This is a genomic window from Enterococcus sp. MSG3299, assembly GCF_050555765.1.
GTDB lineage: Bacteria > Bacillota > Bacilli > Lactobacillales > Enterococcaceae > Enterococcus > Enterococcus faecalis.
In genome coordinates, this window is sequence record NZ_CP187869.1 from 1,017,342 (window position 1) to 1,041,777 (window position 24,436).

Annotated in this window: 19 protein-coding genes; all 19 read left to right on the forward strand. The window is 37.4% G+C overall.

Annotation, left to right across the window (positions count from 1 at the left end; translation table 11 throughout):
* Positions 1-4: 4 nt before the first annotated feature.
* The 19 genes from IGL23_RS05100 to IGL23_RS05190 all read left to right on the forward strand — a co-directional run bounded on the left by IGL23_RS05100 (position 5) and on the right by IGL23_RS05190 (position 24,408).
* Entirely contained in the window at positions 5-1,069 is a 1,065-nt protein-coding gene (locus tag IGL23_RS05100) for an ABC transporter substrate-binding protein (protein ID WP_002357914.1), read from the forward strand.
* The gene (locus IGL23_RS05105) at positions 1,045-2,829 is read left to right on the forward strand and encodes an adenine deaminase (RefSeq protein WP_033594993.1); all 1,785 of its coding nucleotides are present in this window, start codon (positions 1,045-1,047) and stop codon (positions 2,827-2,829) included. Before IGL23_RS05100 ends, IGL23_RS05105 begins: the two co-directional genes overlap by 25 nt.
* The gene (locus IGL23_RS05110; RefSeq protein WP_033594992.1) at positions 2,813-4,141 is read left to right on the forward strand and encodes an amidohydrolase; all 1,329 of its coding nucleotides are present in this window, start codon (positions 2,813-2,815) and stop codon (positions 4,139-4,141) included. Before IGL23_RS05105 ends, IGL23_RS05110 begins: the two co-directional genes overlap by 17 nt.
* Before the next feature lie 184 nt (positions 4,142-4,325).
* Entirely contained in the window at positions 4,326-5,216 is an 891-nt protein-coding gene (locus tag IGL23_RS05115; protein ID WP_002382193.1) for a helix-turn-helix domain-containing protein, read from the forward strand.
* A gap of 222 nt (positions 5,217-5,438) precedes the next feature.
* On the forward strand, positions 5,439-6,374 hold the full coding sequence (locus tag IGL23_RS05120; protein ID WP_010815962.1) for an FAD:protein FMN transferase: 936 nt from the start codon (positions 5,439-5,441) through the stop codon (positions 6,372-6,374).
* 26 nt (positions 6,375-6,400) lie between these two features.
* On the forward strand, positions 6,401-7,009 hold the full coding sequence (locus IGL23_RS05125) for an NADPH-dependent FMN reductase (RefSeq protein WP_002357907.1): 609 nt from the start codon (positions 6,401-6,403) through the stop codon (positions 7,007-7,009).
* Positions 7,010-7,027: 18 nt separating this feature from the next.
* A complete protein-coding gene (locus tag IGL23_RS05130) occupies positions 7,028-8,284 on the forward strand; it encodes an NADPH-dependent oxidoreductase (protein ID WP_002360528.1) in 1,257 nt (418 codons plus the stop codon).
* Positions 8,285-8,695: 411 nt separating this feature from the next.
* Complete coding sequence (locus IGL23_RS05135; RefSeq protein ID WP_010775763.1) at positions 8,696-10,186, forward strand: helix-turn-helix domain-containing protein; 1,491 nt, start codon at positions 8,696-8,698, stop codon at positions 10,184-10,186.
* Positions 10,137-10,811 carry an AP2 domain-containing protein gene (locus IGL23_RS05140; RefSeq protein WP_033594991.1) on the forward strand — a complete coding sequence of 225 codons (675 nt, stop codon included), beginning with the start codon at positions 10,137-10,139 and terminating at the stop codon, positions 10,809-10,811. Before IGL23_RS05135 ends, IGL23_RS05140 begins: the two co-directional genes overlap by 50 nt.
* A gap of 257 nt (positions 10,812-11,068) precedes the next feature.
* Positions 11,069-11,959, forward strand: a complete 891-nt coding sequence (locus IGL23_RS05145) for a metallophosphoesterase (protein WP_002384670.1) — start codon at positions 11,069-11,071, stop codon at positions 11,957-11,959.
* 291 nt (positions 11,960-12,250) lie between these two features.
* Positions 12,251-13,162 (forward strand): ABC transporter permease, encoded by a 912-nt coding sequence (locus IGL23_RS05150; protein ID WP_002382199.1) that lies wholly within the window; start codon positions 12,251-12,253, stop codon positions 13,160-13,162.
* A gap of 14 nt (positions 13,163-13,176) precedes the next feature.
* Positions 13,177-14,058, forward strand: a complete 882-nt coding sequence (locus tag IGL23_RS05155; RefSeq protein ID WP_002357901.1) for a carbohydrate ABC transporter permease — start codon at positions 13,177-13,179, stop codon at positions 14,056-14,058.
* Positions 14,059-14,075: 17 nt separating this feature from the next.
* On the forward strand, positions 14,076-15,674 hold the full coding sequence (locus IGL23_RS05160) for an ABC transporter substrate-binding protein (protein ID WP_010818351.1): 1,599 nt from the start codon (positions 14,076-14,078) through the stop codon (positions 15,672-15,674).
* Between the two features lie 56 nt (positions 15,675-15,730).
* A complete protein-coding gene (locus IGL23_RS05165; RefSeq protein WP_033594990.1) occupies positions 15,731-16,324 on the forward strand; it encodes a DUF624 domain-containing protein in 594 nt (197 codons plus the stop codon).
* Positions 16,317-17,234 carry an acetylxylan esterase gene (locus tag IGL23_RS05170; protein WP_033594988.1) on the forward strand — a complete coding sequence of 306 codons (918 nt, stop codon included), beginning with the start codon at positions 16,317-16,319 and terminating at the stop codon, positions 17,232-17,234. The genes IGL23_RS05165 and IGL23_RS05170 overlap by 8 nt, the downstream gene beginning before the upstream one ends.
* A complete protein-coding gene (locus tag IGL23_RS05175) occupies positions 17,215-17,979 on the forward strand; it encodes an endonuclease/exonuclease/phosphatase family protein (RefSeq protein WP_033594987.1) in 765 nt (254 codons plus the stop codon). The genes IGL23_RS05170 and IGL23_RS05175 overlap by 20 nt, the downstream gene beginning before the upstream one ends.
* Before the next feature lie 4 nt (positions 17,980-17,983).
* Positions 17,984-20,134 (forward strand): glycoside hydrolase family 3 N-terminal domain-containing protein, encoded by a 2,151-nt coding sequence (locus IGL23_RS05180; RefSeq protein WP_033594985.1) that lies wholly within the window; start codon positions 17,984-17,986, stop codon positions 20,132-20,134.
* 17 nt (positions 20,135-20,151) lie between these two features.
* Positions 20,152-23,427: a GH36-type glycosyl hydrolase domain-containing protein gene (locus tag IGL23_RS05185; RefSeq protein ID WP_033594983.1), complete on the forward strand. Its 3,276-nt coding sequence runs from the start codon at positions 20,152-20,154 to the stop codon at positions 23,425-23,427.
* A 15-nt stretch (positions 23,428-23,442) separates the two neighbouring features.
* Complete coding sequence (locus tag IGL23_RS05190) at positions 23,443-24,408, forward strand: LacI family DNA-binding transcriptional regulator (protein ID WP_002382203.1); 966 nt, start codon at positions 23,443-23,445, stop codon at positions 24,406-24,408.
* Positions 24,409-24,436 lie beyond the last annotated feature (28 nt).

Consider the following 24,436-nt stretch of genomic DNA (forward strand, 5'->3'; position numbering starts at 1 on the left):
AAAAATGAAAAAACGCGTAATTTTAGGGACATTAGTCGCTGCAACGTTATTAATGACTGCTTGTGGAAACAGCGAAGCAACTACGAAAAGCGAGAGCAAAGGTGGAAGTAATGCTTTAGTCGTTTCAACTTTCGGATTAAGTGAAGATATTGTCAAAAAAGACATCATCGCTCCATTTGAAAAAGAGAATGAAGCGAAAGTTACCTTAGAAGTAGGCAATAGTGCAGACCGCTTTACGAAATTAAAAAATAATCCCAATGCGGGAATTGATGTCATTGAATTAGCACAAGCAAATGCAGCACAAGGTGGAAAAGAAGGGTTATTTGAAAAAATTACAGAAAAAGAAGTACCTAATTTAAGTCAGTTAACGCCGGGAGCAAAAGAGGTTTTTGAAAGTGGTGCTGGCGTACCAATCGCTGTAAACAGTATCGGGATTGTTTACAACAAAGAAAAATTAGGCAAAGAAATTAAAAACTGGGATGACTTATGGTCAGCTGATTTGAAAGGTAAAATTTCTGTTCCAGACGTTGCCACGACGGCAGGTCCTTTAATGTTGTACGTTGCTAGTGAACATGCTGGTCAAGATATTACAAAAGATAACGGGAAGGCCGCTTTTGAAGCGATGAAAGAATTAAAACCAAACGTTGTTAAAACGTATTCAAAATCGTCAGACTTAGCTAATATGTTCCAATCTGGTGAAATTGAAGCAGCTGTGGTGGCTGATTTTGCGGTTGATATTATTCAAGGCGCAGCAGAAAACGTGACGTATGTCGTCCCAGAAAGCGGCACGTATGCCAACTATAATACAGTCAATATTCCTAAAAAAGCACAAAACAAAGAAACCGCCTTTAAATTTGTTAACGCACGGATTAGTGAAGAATCACAAAAGGCCAAAGCGATTTCATTAAATGAAGGACCTACAAATCAACAAGTAACGCTAAGCGAAAAAGAAGCGAAAAATAAAACATATGGTGCCATTGCCGAACGTGCCAAAACAGTCGATTTTAATTTTATTAATAGTCAACTAGCGGATTGGATTGATCAATGGAATCGGACGATGAATCAATAGTTTTAGAAAAGAGGGACAAAATGAACGTCGATGTATTACTAAAAAATGTGTGGCTGTATCAAACAGTCACTCAAACATTCGTTCAACGAAATGTTGCGATTAAAAATGATAAATTTTATTACATTTATGAAGAAGAGAACGTCAATTTGCAGCCCAAAAAAACAATTAATGCCGAGAATCAATGGATGATTCCCGGCTTAATTGATGCACACATGCATATTGAAAGTTCCATGACGACACCTACTATTTTTTCCAAAGCAGTAGTGCGTTACGGTGTGACAACGGTGATTGCCGATGCCCATGAAATGGCTAACGTATTTGGCTTAGAAGGCTTAAAAGCTTTTATGGCCGCTGAAACAGAACTAGATATCTTTCACGCAATTCCTTCCTCGGTTCCTTCGACCACTCCCGAATTAGAAACAACTGGTGGGATTATCGGCTTAGCAGAAGTAGCAGAATTACTCAAAGAACCAAAAGTGATTTGTTTAGGGGAAGCCATGAATTTTAAAGGGATTTCCTATGAGCCAGATTCTTTAATTCGTCAAATTATCGATTTGTGTCAAAAACAACGACCAACCATGCCTTTAGAAGGCCACTGTCCTAAAATCGAAGATCAAGAGTTAGCAGATTTTCTATATAGTGGTATCACTTCAGATCATACCCATCAATTTCCTAAAACGTTAAAAGAAAAGATTGAAGCGGGCGTCTTTATTCAATTTCAAAATAAATCAATCACTCCTGAAAACATTCAGGTGATAGTAGACAATGACTTCTACAATTATGCAAGTATTATCACGGATGACGTGATGGCTGATGATTTGCTAAAAGGTCATCTAAATGAAAATGTCAAAAAAGCCGTTCAAGCAGGGTTGCCTATCGAAAAAGCCATTTATATGGCAACTTATACGCCGGCCAAACGAATGGGTCTCCATGATCGTGGCGAAATTGCACCTGGTAAAAAAGCTGACTTTTTGTTATTAAATGACTTAGAAAGTTTTGATATTAATACGGTTTATAAATCTGGAAAGGTCGTTTTTGAAAAAGGTGAGCCCTTCCATTATCCAGAAAAAATTGAAGAGTTTCCAGCCGCTTACCAACAAACCATCCAATGTAAAAAGTTAACAGAAGAAGATTTACTTTTAAAGGTGGCTACAATAAAAGAAACAGTTCGTTGTAATGTGATTCAAAAACAAGAAATTGGTACATTTACAGAGCGAATTACAAAAGAAATTCCTGTTGAAAATGGATTGTTGCAATGGCAAAAAGCCAACTGTGCCTTATTAATTGTGATGGAACGTTACGGAAAAAATGGCAATATTTCTTTTTCTTTAATGGATCAACCCCTTTCCGAGAAAGGAGCCATTGCGACAACCTGGGCCCATGATCATCATAATTTAATGGTGATGGGTAATACGATTGAGGATATTTTATTAGCGCAGAATGAATTATTAGCGATGCAAGGCGGCTATTTGGTTGCTTCGGATCAGCAAGTGATGGCAACTTGTCCTTTACCAATTGGTGGGATTTTATCGCAAGCACCGATTGAACAATTAGGCGCTTCTTTACAAAAAGTTCGACAAGCTATGCAAGCGTTAGGCTATCAAAATATGAATGAAATCATGTCCTTTTCTACACTATCATTGCCTGTCTCGCCAGCCATTAAAGTGACAGATTTTGGGATGATGGATACGAAGTCACAACGTTTCTATCCATTAGTTTTTCCAGAGGATGGAGTTCTTTTGCATGAAAACACTCATTAAAAATGTGCATATACTAACAATGGATGAGCAATTTTCAGAAATCAAAGCCGGCTATTTAGTGATTGAAGAAGACACAATTGTTGAATTAGAACCAATGACCACACTTGATGAAAAGCGAATGGCTGCAAATCAAGTGATCGATGGCCAAAATGGAATTTTAATGCCTGGGATGATTAACACCCATACCCATGTAGGCATGATTCCGTTTCGTTCGTTAGGAGACGATGTGCCAGATCGACTCCGGCGTTTTCTTTTTCCATTAGAACAATTCATGACAAAAGAATTAGTAGGATGCAGTAGTGATTATGCAATTGCTGAAATGTTACTGAGTGGTATTACGAGCTTTTGTGATATGTATTATTTTGAAGATGAAATTGCTAAAAGTTGCGAAAAAATGAGTGTTCGTGCTTTGCTAGGAGAGACGATTATTGATATGCCCACTTGTGATAGTCCAGAACCTTCAGGCGGTCTTTTTTACGCGGAAACCTTTATTCGCAAGTGGCAAGGCCATCCGTTGATTACGCCTATACTTGCGCCACATGCACCGAATACCAACTCACCAGAAGTGTTGGCAAAAATTATTGAACTTAGTCGGCGATACCAAGTTCCTGTGACCATGCACGTTGCTGAAATGACTTATGAAATGGCTGAGTTTGAAAAAGCCTATCAAAAAACACCAATTGCTTTCTTAGAAGAACTGGGTTATTTGAGCGAGCCGTTTATTTTAGCGCATTGTATTTTGGCAACAGATGAAGATCTTGCGAGTTTAGCTGCTACTAATGGAAAAGCGCGTGTCGCTCATTGTATCGGTGCGAATACTAAATCAGCCAAGGGCGTAGCGCCGATTAAGCAAATGCTTGATCAAGGGATTATTGTCGGTTTAGGCACGGATGGACCTAGTAGTGGGAATACATTAGATTTATTCACCCAAATGCGCATGGTTGCGAATTTTCATAAGACAGCACACCAAGATCGCTCCTTGTTTCCTGCTAAAGAAATTGTTTATCTGGCAACGATGGGGGGCGCTAAAACGTTAGGCTTGGCGGAGCAAGTCGGCTCATTGGAAGTGGGCAAAAAAGCGGATATAACATTAATTGAAACGCAATCAGTTAATATGTTTCCGATTTTTGATGCCTATTCAGCGTTGGTCTATTCAGCAAATGCTAGCAATGTTGAAGCCGTTTGGGTGAACGGTCAACAGTTAGTTGCCAATAAAGAATTACAACAAGCTAATCTCAAAGAAATCAAGGAAAAATTATATCAGGCCATGAATACGTTTGTGAAAGAAGCTAAAAAAAGAGCTGCTCTCTAAACAAAGCAAGTAGGACGTATCGGATTGATTAAATAACGCTGGATTGACGTTTAGTGATTCAGGTTCTAATAGAGCGCAGACAAACTTTTAATGAAAGAGTTGTCTGTGTTCTTTTTTGTTATAAACATTTTTCTTTTTCTATATATATTTTTAAGGTAAGTTGTATTATAGTAAGTTTGAGAAGATGAGAATGAGAGGAAAAGCAATGAATATACAACGGTTTATAGAAAAACGCAAAGCACGTGGTTTGTCGCAAAGTGAATTGGCTAAAGGGATTTGTACGCAAGTTACGGTTAGTCGCTTTGAAAAGAATGGTCAAGTCCCAACTTTAAAAATATTGATCCAACTATGCAATCGTTTAGAGCTACCTTTGGGGGAACTCTTCCCGCGTGTAGGAATTAAACAACCTGAAATTCTTGAAAAAATGGAAGAAGCAGAATTCTTCTTGATTACCAGCGAACATGACCAATTGCAAACAATTTTAAAAAATATTCCTTTTGATGAAATCAAAGATTCCCAACTGTTATTAGAATATTATTATTTACAAGGCTTTGTCATGATTTTTCAAAATGCTTCGTTGATGGATTGCTTATTTACCTTTGAAAAACTTCTGTTTGAAGAGCAAAAATACACGAGCGATATTTACCGTTTGTTAGCTTTTACTGGAATTGGCATGGCCTATGCCAAAGAAGGCGAAATTGAGAAAGCCGAATTTTATTTCAATAAGGTCTTCAAGGAAATTTATCTTTATACTATTCAATCAATGGAAGATACTTGGCGAGTATTAAATGTTGTCTTTCACTGTGGTGTTTTTTATGCAGAAAAAGGCGATTTAGAAACAAGTGATGCTTTGTTAGAGTATGCGATTTCCATCTGTTCTGATAATCACGTCACGTATTACTTGGCAAGAGCAGCTTTCCAGCTTGCGAAAAATGCCTTAGCTGAAGAAAAGCCGCAAGAGCAAATTTTAGAACTACTACAAGATGCCCGCGCGTATGCAAAAATCAATAAAAACCGCATCTTGTTGGAAGCAATTCAAACATTGAAAGAAACAATTTTATCTAAGAATAATTAGTTTATATAGAAAATTATATATATTTATTTTCAAAATATAATAAAAAAAGCGTTTTTTTAAAAGAGTTCAAGACGCGTTACGACCTTAAATGAAAATTTTAAGGTCGTTATTTTATATAAAAAAATATATAAACGACTTGACTGGCATCAAATAAAGGCGTATGATTCATTTGTGAATAAATGTGAAATAAAACACAATCTTTCGTGGAGAGGAAGTCTTGAGGTGCAACAAAGTCAAACTATTTATTTGATGGGCACAGTAATAGATGTATTTGTAGACCATGAAGAACCTGAAAAAATTCTAGAAGAAGTGCATCAACGATTGATCACTTATGAACAACGTTTTAGTGCAAATGATTCAACTTCGGAACTGATGGCTGTCAATCAACAAGCTGGGCAAAAACCAGTCAGCGTTCATCCAGAGTTGTATCAATTAATTGCATTAGGGAAAAAACATAGTTGTGATCCAGCTAGTCATTTGAATGTTACCATTGGCCCGTTAGTTCAAACGTGGCGAATCGGTTTTAAAGATGCCCGTGTCCCGTCAGACGAGGAAATTAAAGCCTGTTTGAAAAAAATTAATCCAGAAAAGATTCACTTAAATCCCTTAAAACAAACGGTTTTTTTGGAAGAAGAAGGAATGAAATTAGATCTGGGGGCTTTAGCAAAAGGCTATATCGCTGATTTACTAATTGCCTATTTGAAAGAAGTCCATGTGACGTCTGCTTTGATTAATCTGGGCGGCAATATTGTGACGTTGGGGCCCTCTACGCATCAAAACAAAAAATGGCGAATTGGTATTCGCAATCCGCAAGAATCCAGAGAAACAATCAGCTTACTTGTCGAAGTGGCTAATCAATCGGTTGTGACGTCGGGCATTTATGAAAGAAGTTTAACCGAAGCTGGGCGAGTCTATCACCATCTGTTGGATCCGACAACCGGATACCCATTGGAAACTGAAATGGCCAGCATCACAATTATCTCGGATGCTTCAGTGGATGGTGAGATTTGGACAACGCGTTTATTTGGTTATCCAATTCCAGAAGCGCTTGAAATCCTCAATCAACTAGATGGGATTGAAGGAGTCATCATTACACAAGACCAGCAAATTTTATATAGCAGCGGATTAGCAGATACTCTTCACATTATCCATTCATAGAACCGAAAAAGAAAGGACAGCTCATTATGAAAAAAATTATCGGCTTAGTAGGAACGAACTCAGAGCAATCAACCAATCGTCAACTTTTGCAATTTATGCAACACTATTTTGCGCAGGAGGCTGACATTGAACTAGTTGAAATTGTTGACTTTCCTATGTTTAACAAGCCAGAAGACAAAGTTTTGCCAGAAATAGTTAAAACGGTTGCTGAAAAAATTGAAGCAGCAGATGGCGTCATTATCAGTACGCCTGAATATGACCATGCGGTGCCGGCTTCTTTGATGAATGCCCTAAGTTGGTTATCTTACGGGATTTTTCCGTTTGTTGATAAACCAGTTATGATTACTGGTGCATCCTATGGCACGTTAGGTTCCTCTAGAGCACAAGCGCATCTGCGTCAAATTTTAGATGCTCCTGAATTGAAAGCACGAATTATGCCAAGCTCTGAATTTCTATTAGCGCATTCCTTACAAGCTTTTGATGAAAACAATGCGTTAAAAGATTCAGAACAAATAGATAAACTAGCTGGTTTGTTTGCAGATTTTTGTGTATTTATTGAAATTACAGAACAGCTGAAACATGCGCATGCGCAAAATAAAAAAGAAGCAGAAAATTTCTCATGGGAAACGATTTAACGAAATGGAGTGAATAAAATGAAATTAATTGGGATCGTCGGATCAAACGCTGATTCTTCTTATAATCGGTTACTACTGCAATATATTGGCAAAGAGTTTTATAAAATGTTCGACTTGGAAATTTTAGAAATTAAAGATATTCCAATGTTTAATCAAAGTAAGGATCAAACGAACAGTGTCTTGATTCAGAATATGAATCGCAAAATTTTACAAGCAGACGGCGTAATTATTGCGACGCCCGAACATAACCATACCATTCCTGCCGGTTTGAAAAGTGTGTTAGAATGGTTATCTTTCAAAATTCATCCGCTGGAAAATAAACCAGTAATGATTGTTGGTTGCTCTTATTATGATCAAGGAACCTCACGTGCGCAATTACATCTCCGTCAAATTCTTGATGCACCTGGTGTCAATGCAATCGTGATGCCTGGAAACGAGTTTTTATTAGGAAAAGCTAAAGAAGCATTTGATGAAAACGGCAACTTAATTGCGGAGGGAACACGTCAATTTTTAGAAAGCACATTACAAAAATTCGTGGAATTCATTGATGTGATTTCAAAATTAGAAGGGGCTAAGCCAAAAGACTTACCTGAGGATTTACATGCAAAAGGAACCATTGAAACAACGATCGAAGGGGTTGATATGGCAGCAGATGATTGGGTAGAACAAGCAGCAGAAGCGGTTCAGGCTGTGGAAGGCGACACATACGTAAAATTAGATCGAGGCATTTTAACCGTAGATCAGCTAAATTATTTCTTAAAATCAATGCCAATGGAATTGACTTACGCAGACAGTAATAATCAATTTTTATATTACAATAAAAAAATGGCTGCTGAAGAAATGTTTGCTAAACGGCAACCAGGACAGGTTGGTAATCCATTAGCGAATTGCCATCCGCCAAAAGCATTGAAAAATGTAGAATGGGTGATTCAACAATTACGGTCAGGAAAAACAGATGCTATTCGCGTTCATGTTCCAATGCACGGACCAGATACCTATGTAGTGCATAATTATCAAGCGATGTATGATGATAATGGAAATTACGCTGGAATTAATGAGTATATTTTAGACTTTAAACCAATTGTTGATTGGTATTTAAAACAAACTGGGCAAGAATTAGTCGGTGGAAAAAACGTCGATGCAGTCAGTGGTGCCTCCAAAAAAGAAGCGCCAGAAACGGCAGATAGTGTATCAAGTGCATCAGTCCATGAAGAAGAGTCAGCGACCGAAAAGCCAACAGTTGACAGCGTTTCTAGCGCTTCAATTAAAGAGTAAAATAACAGCAAAAAATAGCGGCAACAAGTAGTCATACTGTATTCAGATTAGCAATGCCAAATGAGGACTTTTATTGACAGAAGCTGATACTTAAAAGAGTAAGAACTTTATAGGAAGATAGTATAGAAGACGAACCAAAAGTTTCAATCATTTTTGACGAATAGGCTAGAAAAGAAACAGAAAATTAGTCAAACAAATCAGCTTTTCTTTAAATTTAAAGTAAAAAAATAACAAAAAAAGCCTCCTTGGTGACGCAAGGGGGCTTTTTTTGGTTAAAATAATACTTTTCTATGAAGATTCCTAAATATTGAAAGAATCATTTTTAAATTTGTGGAAAAAATAAGCAAGATTGACACTCACGTCTTGTTAAAAAAATAGATACTTAAGGCGTGATAGTTTGGAGTTGAAAATGTGACTACTTTGTTAGATGAATTATTAGACCAAGAATTCCGAGATAAATTACTTATTTATCAAACTTTTATGAATAGTGAAGGTCCATTATTAAAAGAAGAATTTTATGGATATTTTGATTTATCCACTCAAAAGTTAGAATCGTTGTGCCGTCAAATAAATTATGAATGTACACAGATTTCTTCAAGGAGTCAAATTCTTTTTCCAGCTAAAGGACTGATTAGTGCGCAAAAATTATCGCAAATTGATTATCAAGCCTTAAGAAAATACTATTTTGATCAATCACTTATGGCCAAGTTGCTTCTTGATGTGGGCCTCTATCAAAAGCACACGATTCAAGAATTTTCTCAAATTCATTTTATGAGCAAAAGCAAAATTTATGCCTTCTCGTATAAGCTAAATCTGATTTTAGCTAATTGGCGTATTAAATTAAAGTCAACAGGCTTGGTTGGAGAAGAGAAAAATATCCGAAGTTTTTGTTTTCAATGCTTGTATTATTTTTATGGAAGTAATCAAGAAAGGCTGCCTAACATTTTGATGGAAAATAGTCCTGGCATTAAACGATTTATAAACGATCTACAATTGATGTATCAAAGAACGTTTAGTCTTAATCAAAGCGCACAACTATTTATTCTTTTAACGATCCAACGTTTTCGTGTATTTTCTGATCATGTAGTGGACTCTTTTACGGAAGTTCATGTGCCTAGCTGTTTACAGCATGCGTTTGAAAAAATTTATACAAGCGAAACCCCTCTTTTTAAAGAGGATTTTGGCAAAGAGACTTCATATATTTTTCTTTTTTTAAGTTTAAATGAATACATTGATAGTCCGATTGTTTTTCCAGATAAGTTAACCATGTTAGACGAATTTATTGATCATATGAATAGTGTTATTCCTTTCTTTGAAAAGCGAATTACGGTGGAAACAAAAGAAAAATTAAAGTTGATTTGTTATCGCTGGGACCGCCTATACTTTTCGGTGGCTGCATTTATTCCCGCCAAGCAGAGCAGTTTCTTTGAAGAGCGGTTTCCTCAAATTCATCGCGCCTTAGATGGTTTTATACAAAAGACAGAGTCGCTGCATCAAAAACGATTTTTAATGTATGAACGCGTGCATCTATATTATGATTTTATGTTTTGTTTGTTAAATGATCGGTCTTTTTGCGCAATTGAAAAAACGATTCATGTATTTGTTGATTTTTCTGGTGGGGAGGATTATAACCGCTTTATTGCAAAAATTATTGCTTCTTTCAATTATATGGATGTCATGATTGATCACAAATTAACCTTAGAAACCGATTTGTATTTGTCCGATTTTTATAGTTCGAAAGTACGGTGTCGTCAATTGACATGGCGTCATTTGCCGGAAACAAAAGATTGGCAAGTATTTGCTGAGGTGGTCAGAGAACTAAGAAAGGGAGAGACTCAGAAAAATGAGCACTATGAGAGAGACCCAATCGAGATGTGGCGAGAACAAGAATACGAAGGATAGTCAATTGAGACAAGCAGGTAACTATAAAGATTTAACTGGCCAAAAGTTTGGTGAGTTGACAGTAGTAGCACCAACGGCAAAAAGAAAAGAAGGGCTAATTGTTTGGGCCTGTCGCTGTTCTTGTGGGAGCTATACAGAAGCTTCAAGAAGACAACTAATTCGTGGGTATCGAACCAAATGTGCGCACCATCGCTATCAAACAATGTTGAAAAAAAACTATCATGAATTAGTCGTGGTACGGATTGAAAGTATTCAACAGACAATGAAAGCGTATTGTCTGTGTTCGTGCGGACAATCTTGCTGGGTTCGCTGTGAAAATTTGTTGAATGGCCATACCAAAAGCTGCGGTCATCGTAAAAAGAAGGATTACCGACAAAGAGTTGCTGGCGTAATTCCAGGGAAGTTACAAAGTAAACGCCCCAAAAATAATAGCAGCGGACACAAAGGAGTGAGCCAGACCGCTTCTGGGAAATGGCTGGCTTATATCTCTTTGAAAGGCAAGCGCCATAACTTAGGTATCTTTACGAAAAAAAGTGAAGCAATTTTAGCAAGAAAATTAGCAGAACGTCGTCTATTTCAACCAATTTTACAACAAGAAATAGCGACTACAAATAAGGAAGTTTAGCAGCAGAGAGGATGCGAAAGATGTTAGCAGGCTTATTTTCAGTAACTGGAATGATTTTATTGGGGATTTTATTTTGCTTAATTGGTTATCAAACGTTTCGAAAACATCATCATTAAGAGAAGAATGTTCTAGCTAGATAATTTCATCGACAGATGAAATTATCTAGCTTTTTTTATAAAAAAGCTAAGAAAAGGATAAGAGATTGTGGAAATTCTTTAGGTTGTTTAACAAAGCCTTAATTTCCTTTGTTTTAGATTGTGGTTAAGAAGATTTTTCTCTATACTAAGTCTTCGGAAATCAAAGAAAAGAAAGGAGCGAGTGATGTGGTTAAAAAAATTGGTTTAAGTATAATGCTCTTATTTTTTTTCTTAATTATCGCACTCCCAATCTATGCGTGGAAGATTGAGCCGAATTTAGTTCACGTTAATCAGGTGACTTTGGGAAAGAAAAATCAACGAGAACCATTGAATGTTGTGCAACTTTCGGATATACAAGTTTCAGAATTTTATGAGACGAAGCGGTTAGATAAAGTCATAAAAAAAGTCAATCGTGAAAAACCAGATATTATCGTTTTTACAGGTGATTTATTTGACAATTATGCCAAAAATCCGCAACAAAAAGAACCGATGATTGAAAAATTAAAACAGTTGCAAGCGACAATTGGAAAATATGCAGTTTGGGGAAATCATGATTATGGTGGCGGTGCTTCTGCGGTGTATGATGAAGTCATGGAGGCCAGTGGCTTTACCGTTATGAAAAACCAAGGAGAAACAGTAACCTTAGCAGATGGACGCCGTCTTTTTATTGGTGGTTTAGATGACTCGTTATTAGGAAATCCTTCCGTTTCAGAAACATTATCCTATCGAGAAACGTATGACTATGCGTTATTAATGACCCATGAACCAGATGTCGCGGATGCATTTGTTGGTACGGGTACACAGTTAGTTTTAGCAGGACATAGCCATGGCGGACAAATTTGGATTCCTTTTTATCCAATCACAAATGTTTTAGCAGAAAAGTATACCAGAGGATTGTATCAGTTGGACCAAGAAACGCAACTATATGTTAATACAGGCTTAGGGACGACCGCCATTCATGCCCGTTTTGGGGTGATCCCTGAAATTACACATTTTACTATCTATATTTAAAAAGTCTGGTCAATCCGACCAGACTTTTTTCTGTTATTTAACAGAATTATTTTTAAGAAAAAGATGTTCATATTTTGGTGAAACGTTTCTATAAAATGCTTTAAAATATCTAGAAAAGAGTATTTTTATGGAAAAAGAAGCAGGGAAAATAATTTCTTTATAAATGGTCTATAGCGCTTTTTAATGCTGTTATTTTTAAATAAAACCATAATGTAAGGGTTTACAAATATTTGGAGTGAATGTATAATCTGTTTGTAGAAACGTTTCACTAAAAAGAAAGGAACCCTGCTTATGAAAAAACTAAAAAAGTTTTATGATCAGCGGCAATTGCATTGGATGGTACTTCCGGGTGTAGCATTCATGATTGTCTTTAACTACATTCCAATTTATGGAATTATCATTGCTTTTAAAAATTATACGATTGTTGACACGGTTTCTTCTGCACCATGGGTTGGACTTGAAAATTTTCGAATCATTATGGAAGATAGTTTTTTTTGGGAAGCAGTTCGTAATACCTTAGCGATTAGTTTAATGAAACTTTTTTTAGGATTCGCTATTCCGATTATCTTAGCGGTAATGATTTTTGAAATGAGAGATGGCCATTTAAAAAAAGTGATTCAGACAATTTCTTATATTCCGCACTTTTTTTCTTGGATCGTTTTAGGCGGGATGTTGATTTCGTGGCTTTCAACAAATGGCTTTATCAACCAAGTCATGATGTCGTTAGGCTTAATGAATCAGGGCGTCAATCATTTGTTAGATCCTGATAAGTATTGGTGGATTGCTGTTCTTTCTGATTTGTGGAAAGAAGTAGGTTGGGGCACGATTCTCTATCTTGCTGGCATGTCTCGCATTGATCCAACGTTTTATGAAGCCGCGAGAATTGATGGTGCTTCAAAATTAACACAAATCCGAACGATTACTTTGCCCTTATTAGCGCCGATTATTTCGTTGAACTTAATTTTAAATGTTAGCGGTTTATTGGGATCGAACTTAGATCAAACGTTGGTTTTAATGAATGCTCAAAACCAAAACAAATCAGAAGTAATTAATTCATTTGTTTATCGTATGGGGCTAACGCAAGGGGACTTTTCTTATGCGACGGCAGTTGGTTTAGGGATTTCCGTTATTTCAATTGTTTTATTAGTCATTACAGATCGCATTACTAGAAAAATGAACAATGGTCGGTCGGTTATTTTATAAAGGAGGCAACAGCTGTGATTAAAAGAAAATCAAAAGAAAACAAATGGTTTTACTTTTTCAATACGTTAATTCTTGTGTTGTTTTCTTTATTAATTATCGTGCCAATTTGGAATATTTTAGTTTCCTCAGTTTCGTCAAGTTCGGGTTTAGCTGGTAAAGGCTTGGTTTTATGGCCGAAAGGATTTACGTTAGAAAATTATCGGAAAGTTTTTTCGGATAGTAGCATTCCGCGAGCGTTTTTGATTTCTGTTTTAAAAACAGTCATCGGTGCGTCGACGCATACGCTGTTCTGTGCAATTGTCGCTTATGGACTTAGTAAATCTAGACTAGTCGGGCGTAATATTTATACAACGATGGGTGTCATTACAATGTACTTTGGTGGGGGCATGATTCCCACGTATCTTTTGATTAAGTCATTAGGACTCTTAGATACCTTCTGGGTATATATCATTCCAGCTTTATTTAGCTATTATGATGTAGTTATCTTAATGAACTTTTTCCGAGAAATTCCACCATCTTTAGAAGAATCCGCCAAAATAGACGGCGCCAGTGAGTTTCAAATTTTTTATAAAATCTTTTTACCTTTAACAAAACCGGCATTAGCCACCATTATTTTATTTAATGGGGTAGGTCAATGGAATGACTTTATGACCACGAAATTATATATTACCAAAGAATATCTGTATCCATTGCAGATGAAAATTTATGAAATTATTGTTCAATCAAACTTGAGTACCATGACAGAGAGCGGCAGTACAGATATGGTGGTGCAGGCAACGACACGTGGTGTTCAGCTGGCAACAATTGTCATTACAACGATACCAATTTTAATCATTTATCCATTACTACAAAAACACTTTATCGGCGGTATGATGGCCGGTGCAGTAAAAGAATAAAGAAAGTAGGGAACAATATGAAAAAAGTTTTAGGCGGTTTATTGGTGGCAACGGCGCTCGTTAGTTTAGCGGCCTGTAGCGGAGGGGAAAAGAAAGCTAGCTCAGATGTCTCAATTAAGGATCGGTATGAATTAGATGAAAAGACGCCTGCTTGGAAGTTAGATAAGAAGAAAGAACCGACCAAGATTAAATGGTATATTAACTCAGATTGGACGGCGCTGCCTTTTGGAAAAGACGTGACCACTGCGCAGATTAAAAAAGACTTAAATGTGGATATTGAATTTATTTCCGGCGATGATTCAAAATTAAATGCCATGATTTCAAGTGGAGATATGCCTGATATTGTGACATTAACTGAAAAAACTGGACAAGCAGCATTGAAAGCGGATTCTTGGGCCTATTCTTTAAACGATTTAGCTAAAAAATATGACCCCTATTTAATGAAAGTTGTTAACCAAGATACGTTTAAATGGTATGCCTTAGAGGATGGAAAAACATATGGTTACCCTAATTACTCTAATACAAAAGCAGATTATGAAAGTGGAAATATCCCAGTAAATGATAATTTTGTTATTCGTGAAGATGTCTATAATGCATTAGGCAAGCCAGACGTTTCAACACCAGAAAATTTTGAAAAAGTCATGCAACAGATTAAAGAAAAATATCCTGAGATGACCCCAATGGGCTTCACCACAGTGGGCGATGGTGCAGGACCATTTTTAGACAAATTACAAGACTTCTTAGGTGTTCCTTTAGAGGATAAAAATGGTAAATACTATGATCGAAATTTAGATAAAGAATACTTAGAATGGTTAAAAACATTTAATGATGTTTACCGAGCAGGCAATATTAGTGATGATAGCTTCACAGATGATGGGGCAACGTTTGATGAAAAAGTGAAACAAGGAAATTATGCAACCATGCTCGTTGCTGGAACCAGTGGTCAAGGTGGAAACTTTACAGAATTTATGAAAAAATCTGGCACACGTTATATAGCCATTGATGGACCAAGTAGTACTTCTGGCCGAAAACCAACATTAAATCAAACCGGCATTTCAGGTTGGTTAAGTAATTACATTACGAAAGATGCGAAAGATCCAGCGAAAGTCACTCAACTGTTCACATATTTAATTGATGAACCGGGACAAATTTTAACAAAATATGGCGTTGAAGGAGTTACTTATGCGTACAATGATCAAGGAAAAATTGATTATTTACCAGAAGTGAAAAAATTAGAACAAACAGACAATGATGCCTACAACAAAAAATATGGCATTAGTCGTTTCCTATACTTTAACAATGACCGTGTTAATAAACTAAAAGTGCCAATGGAAAGTGCTTTAACGCAAATGCAAGAATGGGGCAAAGGAAAATTGGTCCCACATTTCGTAATTGAAAATATTAATCCAGATGCAGGAACGCCGGAAGCTCGTGCGAATGAAGCGATTGAAACCAAACTAAATACAACCGTTATTTCAATGATTCGTGCGAAAGATGATAAAGCCTTTGACAAATCTTTAGAAGACTACAAAGCATTCTTAAAATCAAATAAATGGGATGCAATTGAAAAAATAAAATCTGAGAAAATGGCAGAAAACAGAGACAAACTTAAGTAAGAGAGGAGGAGAGAAAAGCGGATAAAGCAACGAGAAATCCGCTTTTCTCTTTTAATATGAATAAGCTATTTGCATATGAAGGTTGGTATTATCGGATTTTTTCTTTTATTGCCAACTTGATCATTATTAATTTTCTCTTTTTAATTACCTGTATAACAGGCATCTTTAGCGGTGTCAGCTTAATTGCGTTGTATCGAACGATCTATCGTTTGTATCGTGAAAAAGATATTCCTGTTTTGCGAACGTTTTGGACAGCATTAAAAAATAACATCATGCGAGGTTTTATTTTAACAGGTGTCTTGTTCGTTGCTTTTTTACTGGGCGGTATTGTCGTAACAAGTTTATTTAAAATAGCCACTAGTTTAGGTTTCTTAGCTATTTTTCTATTAAGTTTTGTTGCATTATTTTTGACGAGTTTTCTTTTTCTCTTTTCCGTTTTTAATTGGTCCGTTAAAAAGACACTAGGTGAGACGGTTTATGTGGTCTTAAGTAATAGTGCAAATGCGATTATTTTGTTTATTTTACCTCTTTTAACGTTTGTTTTTTTCTATAAGCTTAATTTGTTTTTATATATTGCGTTAGGATTCGGGACAACGGCTTTTCTTCAAGTTGCGTTTTTTCAGAAAGTGTTAGGTGTGGAACATGAATGAGTATTTTGAGTTTTGGCAAAAGACTAAAGAAGAACTTCAAAAAATACCGCTAGATATCCATCGACAGGTCATTGACTATCCATTGGAAAATGTTCAAGTGGAACAGGTCGACTTTTTAAGTTTCCTAGGTGAGCGCATCTTTGGCTATTTGTTACTTCCTAAAACGGCGGGGAAACAGCCAATAGTGATTGATTGTTTAGGCTATATGAATCATATTCAAGAACCTTGGCAATTTGCTCATTGGACACAAATTGGTTGTGCTTGTTTTGTCATTGATAATCGAGGTCAAGGGGGATTAACCAAAGATCGCGTGCCATATCAAACAATTTGGCATGAAGCACCAATGGGACGAGGATTTCTAGACAAAGAAGATTGGTACCAACGCCGTTTGTTTGCCGACCATTTACGTAGCGTAGAAGTGGTGCGGACCTTTACTGAAATTAATCAGGACCAAATCATTCTTCGTGGTGGTTCCCAAGGGGGTGGCGTAGTGTTAATGGTGAACAGTTTAGTCGACTTCCCGATTTTAGCTACTTTTGCAGATGTTCCAAGTCATTCTTGTTTAGAAAATCGAGTAGCAGAAGGAACGGGGTCGTATCAAATTATTCATCAGTACTTACAAGAGCATCCTCAAGCGCATGAAAAAATTGCCGCGGTTCTTCCTTATTTTGATAGTCGCCACTTTGTTTCGCAAATTAAAAATCCAGTCTTTGCTTCTGTTGGGAGTCACGATCCGATATGTCCAATGAAAGATTTTTTCCCTTCTTATCATCAGATAAAGGCAAGAAAAGCAGTCAGAGTGTATTGGAAAAAAGGCCATGGTGGTGGTGAAACAACCCAGATTCGTCGTGAAATGCGTCAAATTCAACAACTATTGCAGGAGGTTAAAAATGAAAGTAGCTACGTATAATGTCCGGGTAGATACAGAGTATGACCAAGATTGGCAATGGTCTTTTCGTAAAGAGGCTGTTTGTCAGTTAATCAATTTTCATGATTGGAGCCTTTGTTGTATTCAAGAAGTACGACCGAATCAAGTCAGGGATTTAAAGGCGTATACAACATTCACCTGTCTTTCTGCGGAAAGAGAAGGGGATGGTCAAGGAGAAGGACTAGCGATTCTCTATAACGAACAAAAAATTCAGGCTATTGATACAGGGTATTTTTGGTTATCTGAAACACCTCAGCAGCCAAGTATCCATCCTGAAGCTGGCTGTCCAAGAATTGCTTTGTGGGGACTATTTAAGGAAACGACTCAAAATACGCCTTTTTTAGTCATCAATGTTCATTTGGATCATATTTCAGCTCATGCTCGTTTAGCAGGAATGACCGTTATCTTAGAGGAGTTACATGACAAAATTGCACAGTATCCAACTTTATTAATGGGCGATTTTAATGCAGAGTCGGAGGAAGCGGTTCATCAACTTGTTCAAAAAAAATTTCAAGATAGCAAAAATTTAGCTACTCATTATGGCCCAAAAGGAACATTTCAAAATTTTACTTACACAAAACCTTGGGCGGAATTAGAAGAAATTGATTATATTTATGTAAAAGGTTGGCAAGTACAGCAAACCGCAAGTTTAACAGATAGTATCGATGGACGTTTTCCTTCCGACCATTTTCCTTTAGAAGCAGAAGTATGTATTGAAGAAAGGTGAGAGTATGAAAGAAAATCAACTGATTCAATTAGTCGAAGAAATGACAATTGATGAGAAAATTAATCAATTATTACAATTAGCAGCAGCGTTTTATTCAGATAAAGCAGAAGAAAAGACCGGCCCTATGTCAGAGCTAGGACTAAGTCAAGAAACGATTGATACGGCGGGGACAACACTGGGTGTTTCCGGTGCAAATGAAGCGAAACGTGTTCAAAAAGAATATATGCAAAATCATCGCTTAAATATTCCAACACTTTTAATGGCGGATATTATTCATGGTTTCAGAACCATCTTTCCGATTCCTTTGGCTTTAGGAAGCACTTGGGATGAAGCAGCAGTTGAAAAAATGGCGGAGATTTCAGCAAAAGAAGCTGCTGTTTCAGGATTACATGTAACCTTTTCGCCAATGGTTGATTTAGTGCGCGATCCACGTTGGGGACGTGTCATGGAGTCAACAGGTGAAGATCCATTACTCAACAGCCGCTTAGCTGCTGCAATGGTTAGAGGTTACCAAGGAGAAAATTTAAAAGAAGACAATTGGCGAGTAGCCGCGTGCGTGAAGCACTTTGCGGCATATGGTGGTGCCTTAGCTGGTCGGGATTATAATACGGTAGATATGTCTGAACGGCAGCTAAGAGAAATGTATTTACCTGGCTATAAAGCTGGATTAGATGCGGGTGCAAAACTTGTTATGACGTCCTTCAATACAGTGGATGGGATTCCTGCTACAGGCAACCAATGGCTGTTTAGAGACGTATTACGAAATGAATTTGGCTTTGAAGGAGTTGTGATTTCAGACTGGGGAGCGATTAAAGAATTAATTCTTCATGGCGTTGCCAAAGATGAAAAAGAGGCAGCAGAATTGGCTATCAAAGCTGGTGTAGATATTGAAATGATGACCACGTGTTATCCAGATTATTTAAAAGAATTACTTGAAGAAGGCCGGATTGCTGAAACACTTATTGATGAAGCAGTTATGCGAATTTTAAAACTAAAAAATGAGCTAGGCTTATTTGAAAATCCCTATCGTGGTGCGGATGAACAAGCGGAAGCAGAAGTGATTTTAAGCAAAGAACATCGAGAAATAGCTAAAAAGATTGCTCAAAAATCAATGGTTCTTTTAAAAAATGAAAATATTTTGCCTTTTACACCGCAAGAAAAAATCGCGCTTGTCGGTCCAGGGGCCCAATCACAAGATATTTTAGGGGCTTGGTCATGGCAAGGAAAGAAAGAAGAAGCCATTTCCCTCGTGGCTGGGGCCCAAAAATTAACCACAAATCTTCTAGTTGCCCAAGAACCCTTTGATTACTTTGAACCGACCGCGGCGGCCATTGAAGAGGCTTTAACGTTAGCTAGTCAAGCAGATAAAGTAGTAGTGGCACTAGGCGAAACAGATTGGATGAGTGGGGAAGCTGCCAGTCGCAGTGATATTCGTCTACCCGAAAAACAATTAGCAGTAGTGGCACAAATTATTGAGAAAAATCCCAATGTTGTTGTCACGGTCTACAGTGGTCGGCCCTTAGATTTACAAGGGATAGATGTTGCAAAAGGAATTGTGCAAGCTTGGCAACCTGGAACAGAAGGGGGCAATGCGCTAGCAGAAATTTTGTGGGGACAGTACAATCCAAGTGGTCGCTTAAGTATGTCGTTTCCAGAAACGGTTGGTCAAGTGCCAATTTTTTACAATGTCGACAATACTGGGCGTCCTTATGAGTCAGCACCAGAAGAAAAATATGTTTCTAAATATTTAGATGTCTCTAATTACGCTAAATATCCCTTTGGATTTGGCTTAAGTTATAGTCATTTCTCTTATCAACCAATACAACTAAGTGCATTAACATTTACCAAAGAAGAACCAGTCACTGTCTCTGTTTTAGTAAAAAATGACAGTCCAATCGCTGGAGAGGAAACCGTGCAATTTTATGTACGTGATTTGGTGGGACAAGTGGTTCGCCCAATTAAAGAGTTAAAAGATTTCCAAAAAGTTTGGCTGGAACCAAAGGAAGAAAAAGAAGTTCAGTTTCTTCTTTCAGAGGATATGGTGCGCTATGTTCATTCAGACAATCAGGTAACCAGTGATGCAGGTGAATTTATCGTAATGATTGGTGGAAATAGTCGCGATGTACAAACCGCAACAGTCACGTTAAATGAATAAGATGGGAAGGATAAGTTATGCAGATAAAGAAGCTTAAGCAAGCAGACACAGTTGCTACATTTCTAGAGACAGGTGATTTAAAAGAATTGAATAGCTGTGGCATGATGATTAATCAATTAGAAGGTAATCCTTTAGACGGCAGTATGAACCAACTCTATTTGCGGATAATTACAGGGGACACAATTAATTATCGACCAATGATTGGTTCCAACAGTCAAAGTGATTTTTATCTTTCAGATAATCAATTGACATGGCGGGGTGAATTTGAAGCGGTTCGTTACCAAGTTGACTTTCGTTTGGGGCCAAGCAATCAATGGTTCTGGCGGGTTAATGTCACTGGAACTGGCTTAGTAGATATTGTTTATGGTCAAGATATTGGCTTAGCGACAAAAGGAGCCGTTCAGTCAAATGAAGCGTATGTGTCGCAGTATCTTGATCATCACATTTGGCAAGAGGGCGAAGAGCTTGTTGTTTTATCAAGACAAAATCAACCGCAAAATGAGAAGTTTCCAGCCCTTATTCAAGGGAGTTTTCAAAAATTAGCAGGCTACTCAACGGACGGCTATCAATTTTTCGGACGTTCATTTAAACAAACAAACACACCAGAAGCATTGGGGAAAAGATATTTAGCAAATGAAGTCTATCAATATGAATTTGCTTACACCGCTTTACAAACGGAAGCCGTCCAATTAACGAATGAAAGTAAGGAATTTGTTTTTTATGGTGCGGTAACAGAAACACATCCGCAAGCATTAGCTGAACCTTTTTTATCGAAAGAAGACTTACAAGCTATTTATGAAACTGTGACATTCGATTCATTAGAAGAAACACAGGACTCTCCTCCGAAACTTTTAGGAGAACCTATCACAGGAAATCCATTAACAGAAGAAGAGTTGGCCGCACTTTATCCCTTTCAGACACAAATTGAAAAAGTAGCAGGTCAGACGTATTCCTTTTTCACGGAAAATTACCATCACGTTGTTCTTCAAGAAAAAGAAATTGCCATGGAAAGAGCGCATGGCCACATTTTATTAAGTGGTAAAGGCTTAACGGTTGACGAACCCTTGCTTAGTACGACAGTGTATATGTATGGCGTTTTCAATTCACAAGTAGTTTTAGGAAATACGACCATGAACAAATTAATGAGTAATAGCCGAAACGCTTTAAACGTTATGAAACGCTCTGGTCAACGAATCTACATTTTAGAGAATGGCTTATGGCGCTTACTAACAATGCCTTCTGCTTTTGAAATGGGGTTGAACTCTGCTACGTGGTATTATAAGTTGCCAAAGGATACAATTCGAGTACGCACCTTCACTTCGCCTGATTCAAGAGTGATTCAATTGGAAGTGACCAGTCAAAAGGATGCATATATGTGGGCTGTTTCTAACCATTTGTTATTAGGACCGGAAGAAGTACCAACCTATCAATTAGAACAAACTGGCAAAACGCTTCGAGTGACGGGAAATCATTCTGCTACAGAAAATTATTACCCAGAACTAACCTATGCATTGACAGTTGATAAATCATTTCAAGTAACCGATAGCACATTATTTGGTGGAGCTGAAGCGGACTTATTAGTCTTGGCAATCGAAAAGACCCAAAAATTTTCACTACTTATTACGGGCAGTATAGAGGACCAAGCATTAGTCAATACACCATTAGATTTTGAAAAAGCAGAAAGTCAATATTTAGCATTCATTAATGGCTTGTTACATCATTTTGAGTTAACACACACAGACTCAAGTGTGCAGCAAATGAATCAATTAACTCGTTGGTATACTCATAATATGCTCGTTCATTATTTGTCGCCACATGGCTTAGAACAGTATGGTGGAGCAGCTTGGGGCACACGAGATGTGTCGCAAGGACCGACAGAATTTTTCTTTGCGACGCAACAGCCTAAGATCGTGGCCTCCATTATTCAGCATCTATTTGAAAATCAATTTGAGGACGACGGCAACTGGCCGCAATGGTTTATGTTTGACCGATACGAAGAACAAAAAGCCAGTGAAAGCCATGGCGATATTATCGTCTGGCCATTGAAAGTAGTGACTGATTATTTGGAACAAACCGCAGATTATTCAATCTTAGCTACGGAAATCCCTTATACAAGTCGCAAAGATAATCACAAAACAAAAGAAACAGCATCTTTATTTGAACATTTGAAAAAAGAAATAAATTATATTGAACAACATTTTTTACCAGAAACTTTTCTATCCTGTTATGGTGACGGCGATTGGGATGACACGTTACAACCTTATGATAATCGTCTTAAAGAGCAAATGGCTAGTAGTTGGACCGTTGCCTTAACGTATCAAGTGTTGAAAAAATTTGCGACTTTAATTACGGAAATCGATGCTACTTATAGTCAGCACTTAGCAATTTTAGTCGCAGGAATAAAGAACGATTTTCAAAAATATATGTTGGCGGATGAAACGATTCCAGGGTTTATTTATATGGAAACGCCAGAAACTTTTGAACAAATGATTCACCCAAATGACCAAAAAACAGGGATTCAATATCGATTATTGCCAATGACTCGTAGTATGTTAGCTGAATTATTAACACCGGAACAAGTAAGTCATCATTTAGAAATTATTGAAAAAGAATTAACGTTTCCTGATGGCGTGCGTTTAATGAACAAACCAGCGAACTATCGAGGCGGTGTGAGCACTAATTTTAAACGAGCAGAACAGGCGGCTAATTTTGGTCGCGAAATTGGCTTACAGTATGTTCATGCGCACATTCGCTATACAGAAGCGATGGCGAAAATTGGTCAGCGAGACAAAACCTGGCAAGCATTAATGCAAATCAATCCAGTTCAATTAAAAGAAGTGGTTCACAATGCAGAGTTACGTCAAGCCAATGCCTATTTTAGTAGTTCCGATGGCGATTTTAAAACAAGGTATGAATCACAAGAAAATTTTGGTAAACTAAAAGATGGAAGTATTGGGGTAAAAGGTGGTTGGCGAATTTATTCAAGCGGGCCGGGAATTTATTTAAATCAATTAATTACAGCTGTTTTAGGGATTCGGCAAAAGGCCCAAAGTGTGGTTTTCGATCCCGTGTTACCAGAAAAATTGTCTGGTTTAGCACTAACTTACCAATTGTTTGATAAACCTGTCACATATAAATTTTATCCAAATCAGTCAGCGAAAATAGTTATCGATGGTCAAGAAGTTCCGTTTAAATTTGAAGAAAACCCTTATCGAGAAGGGGGAATGGAAGTTCAAAAAGACGAGGTGCTTTCATTATTAAATGAAGCAAGTGTTATTGAAATTTACCATTAGAAAGGAGAGTAGTCCATGGTAGGAATTAAAGATATTGCAAAAAAAGCAGGCGTATCAATCTCGACCGTTTCTTACGCATTGAATGGTAGTTCAAAGGTAACTGAAGAAACACGAACGCGCATCCAAGCAATTGCTGAAGAGCTAAACTATGTTCCTAACATGGCCGCTCGCACATTAAAACGTCGTCAAACTAATATTATTGGTGTCTATTTGGCCGATTATGGCGGTAGTTTTTATGGTGAATTGTTGGAGGGGATTAAGAAAGGCTTAGCACTGTTTGATTATGAGATGATTGTCTGCAGCGGTAAAAAGTCACATCTTTTCATTCCTGAAAAAATGGTGGATGGGGCAATTATTTTAGATTGGACATTTCCAACAAAAGAAATTGAAAAATTTGCTGAACGAGGCCATTCGATCGTTGTCCTTGATCGAACCACTGAGCATAGGAATATTCGGCAAGTTCTCTTGGATAATCGTGGCGGTGCCACGCAGGCAATTGAGCAATTTGTCAATGTGGGTTCAAAAAAGGTTCTTCTGCTTTCTGGACCAGAAAAAGGTTATGATAGCCAAGAACGATTGGCTGTTAGTACACGAGAATTAACTCGTTTTGGGATACCTTATGAAATTATCCAAGGCGATTTTACCGAACCTTCTGGCTATGCGGCTGCTAAAAAAATTTTGAGTCAACCACAGACAGAACCAGTCGATGTTTTTGCTTTTAATGATGAAATGGCGATCGGTGTCTATAAATATGTTGCAGAAACAAATTACCAAATGGGGAAAGACATTCGGATGATTGGTTTTGATAATTCTGAACTAGGTGCGTTTGTGCAACCGCGATTAGCAACAATTGCCTATTCTAAACATCGATGGGGCATGGTGGCTGCAGAGAAAATTATTCATTTAATGCGGGGAGAAGCTGCTGAGAGCGAACACATTTACACACGTTTTATAGAAGGAGAATCTTTTCCATCTGAATAATAAATAAAAAGTTTGGTCCAATGCTAGC

Coding starts and splice junctions, on each gene's coding strand:
- IGL23_RS05100 (WP_002357914.1), top strand. CDS start 5: ATGAAAAAACGCGTAATTTTAGGGACATTAGTCGCTGCAACGTTATTA.
- IGL23_RS05105 (WP_033594993.1), top strand. CDS start 1,045: ATGGAATCGGACGATGAATCAATAGTTTTAGAAAAGAGGGACAAAATG.
- IGL23_RS05110 (WP_033594992.1), top strand. CDS start 2,813: ATGAAAACACTCATTAAAAATGTGCATATACTAACAATGGATGAGCAA.
- IGL23_RS05115 (WP_002382193.1), top strand. CDS start 4,326: ATGAGAATGAGAGGAAAAGCAATGAATATACAACGGTTTATAGAAAAA.
- IGL23_RS05125 (WP_002357907.1), top strand. CDS start 6,401: ATGAAAAAAATTATCGGCTTAGTAGGAACGAACTCAGAGCAATCAACC.
- IGL23_RS05130 (WP_002360528.1), top strand. CDS start 7,028: ATGAAATTAATTGGGATCGTCGGATCAAACGCTGATTCTTCTTATAAT.
- IGL23_RS05140 (WP_033594991.1), top strand. CDS start 10,137: ATGAGAGAGACCCAATCGAGATGTGGCGAGAACAAGAATACGAAGGAT.
- IGL23_RS05150 (WP_002382199.1), top strand. CDS start 12,251: ATGAAAAAACTAAAAAAGTTTTATGATCAGCGGCAATTGCATTGGATG.
- IGL23_RS05160 (WP_010818351.1), top strand. CDS start 14,076: ATGAAAAAAGTTTTAGGCGGTTTATTGGTGGCAACGGCGCTCGTTAGT.
- IGL23_RS05165 (WP_033594990.1), top strand. CDS start 15,731: ATGAATAAGCTATTTGCATATGAAGGTTGGTATTATCGGATTTTTTCT.
- IGL23_RS05170 (WP_033594988.1), top strand. CDS start 16,317: ATGAATGAGTATTTTGAGTTTTGGCAAAAGACTAAAGAAGAACTTCAA.
- IGL23_RS05175 (WP_033594987.1), top strand. CDS start 17,215: ATGAAAGTAGCTACGTATAATGTCCGGGTAGATACAGAGTATGACCAA.
- IGL23_RS05180 (WP_033594985.1), top strand. CDS start 17,984: ATGAAAGAAAATCAACTGATTCAATTAGTCGAAGAAATGACAATTGAT.
- IGL23_RS05185 (WP_033594983.1), top strand. CDS start 20,152: ATGCAGATAAAGAAGCTTAAGCAAGCAGACACAGTTGCTACATTTCTA.
- IGL23_RS05190 (WP_002382203.1), top strand. CDS start 23,443: ATGGTAGGAATTAAAGATATTGCAAAAAAAGCAGGCGTATCAATCTCG.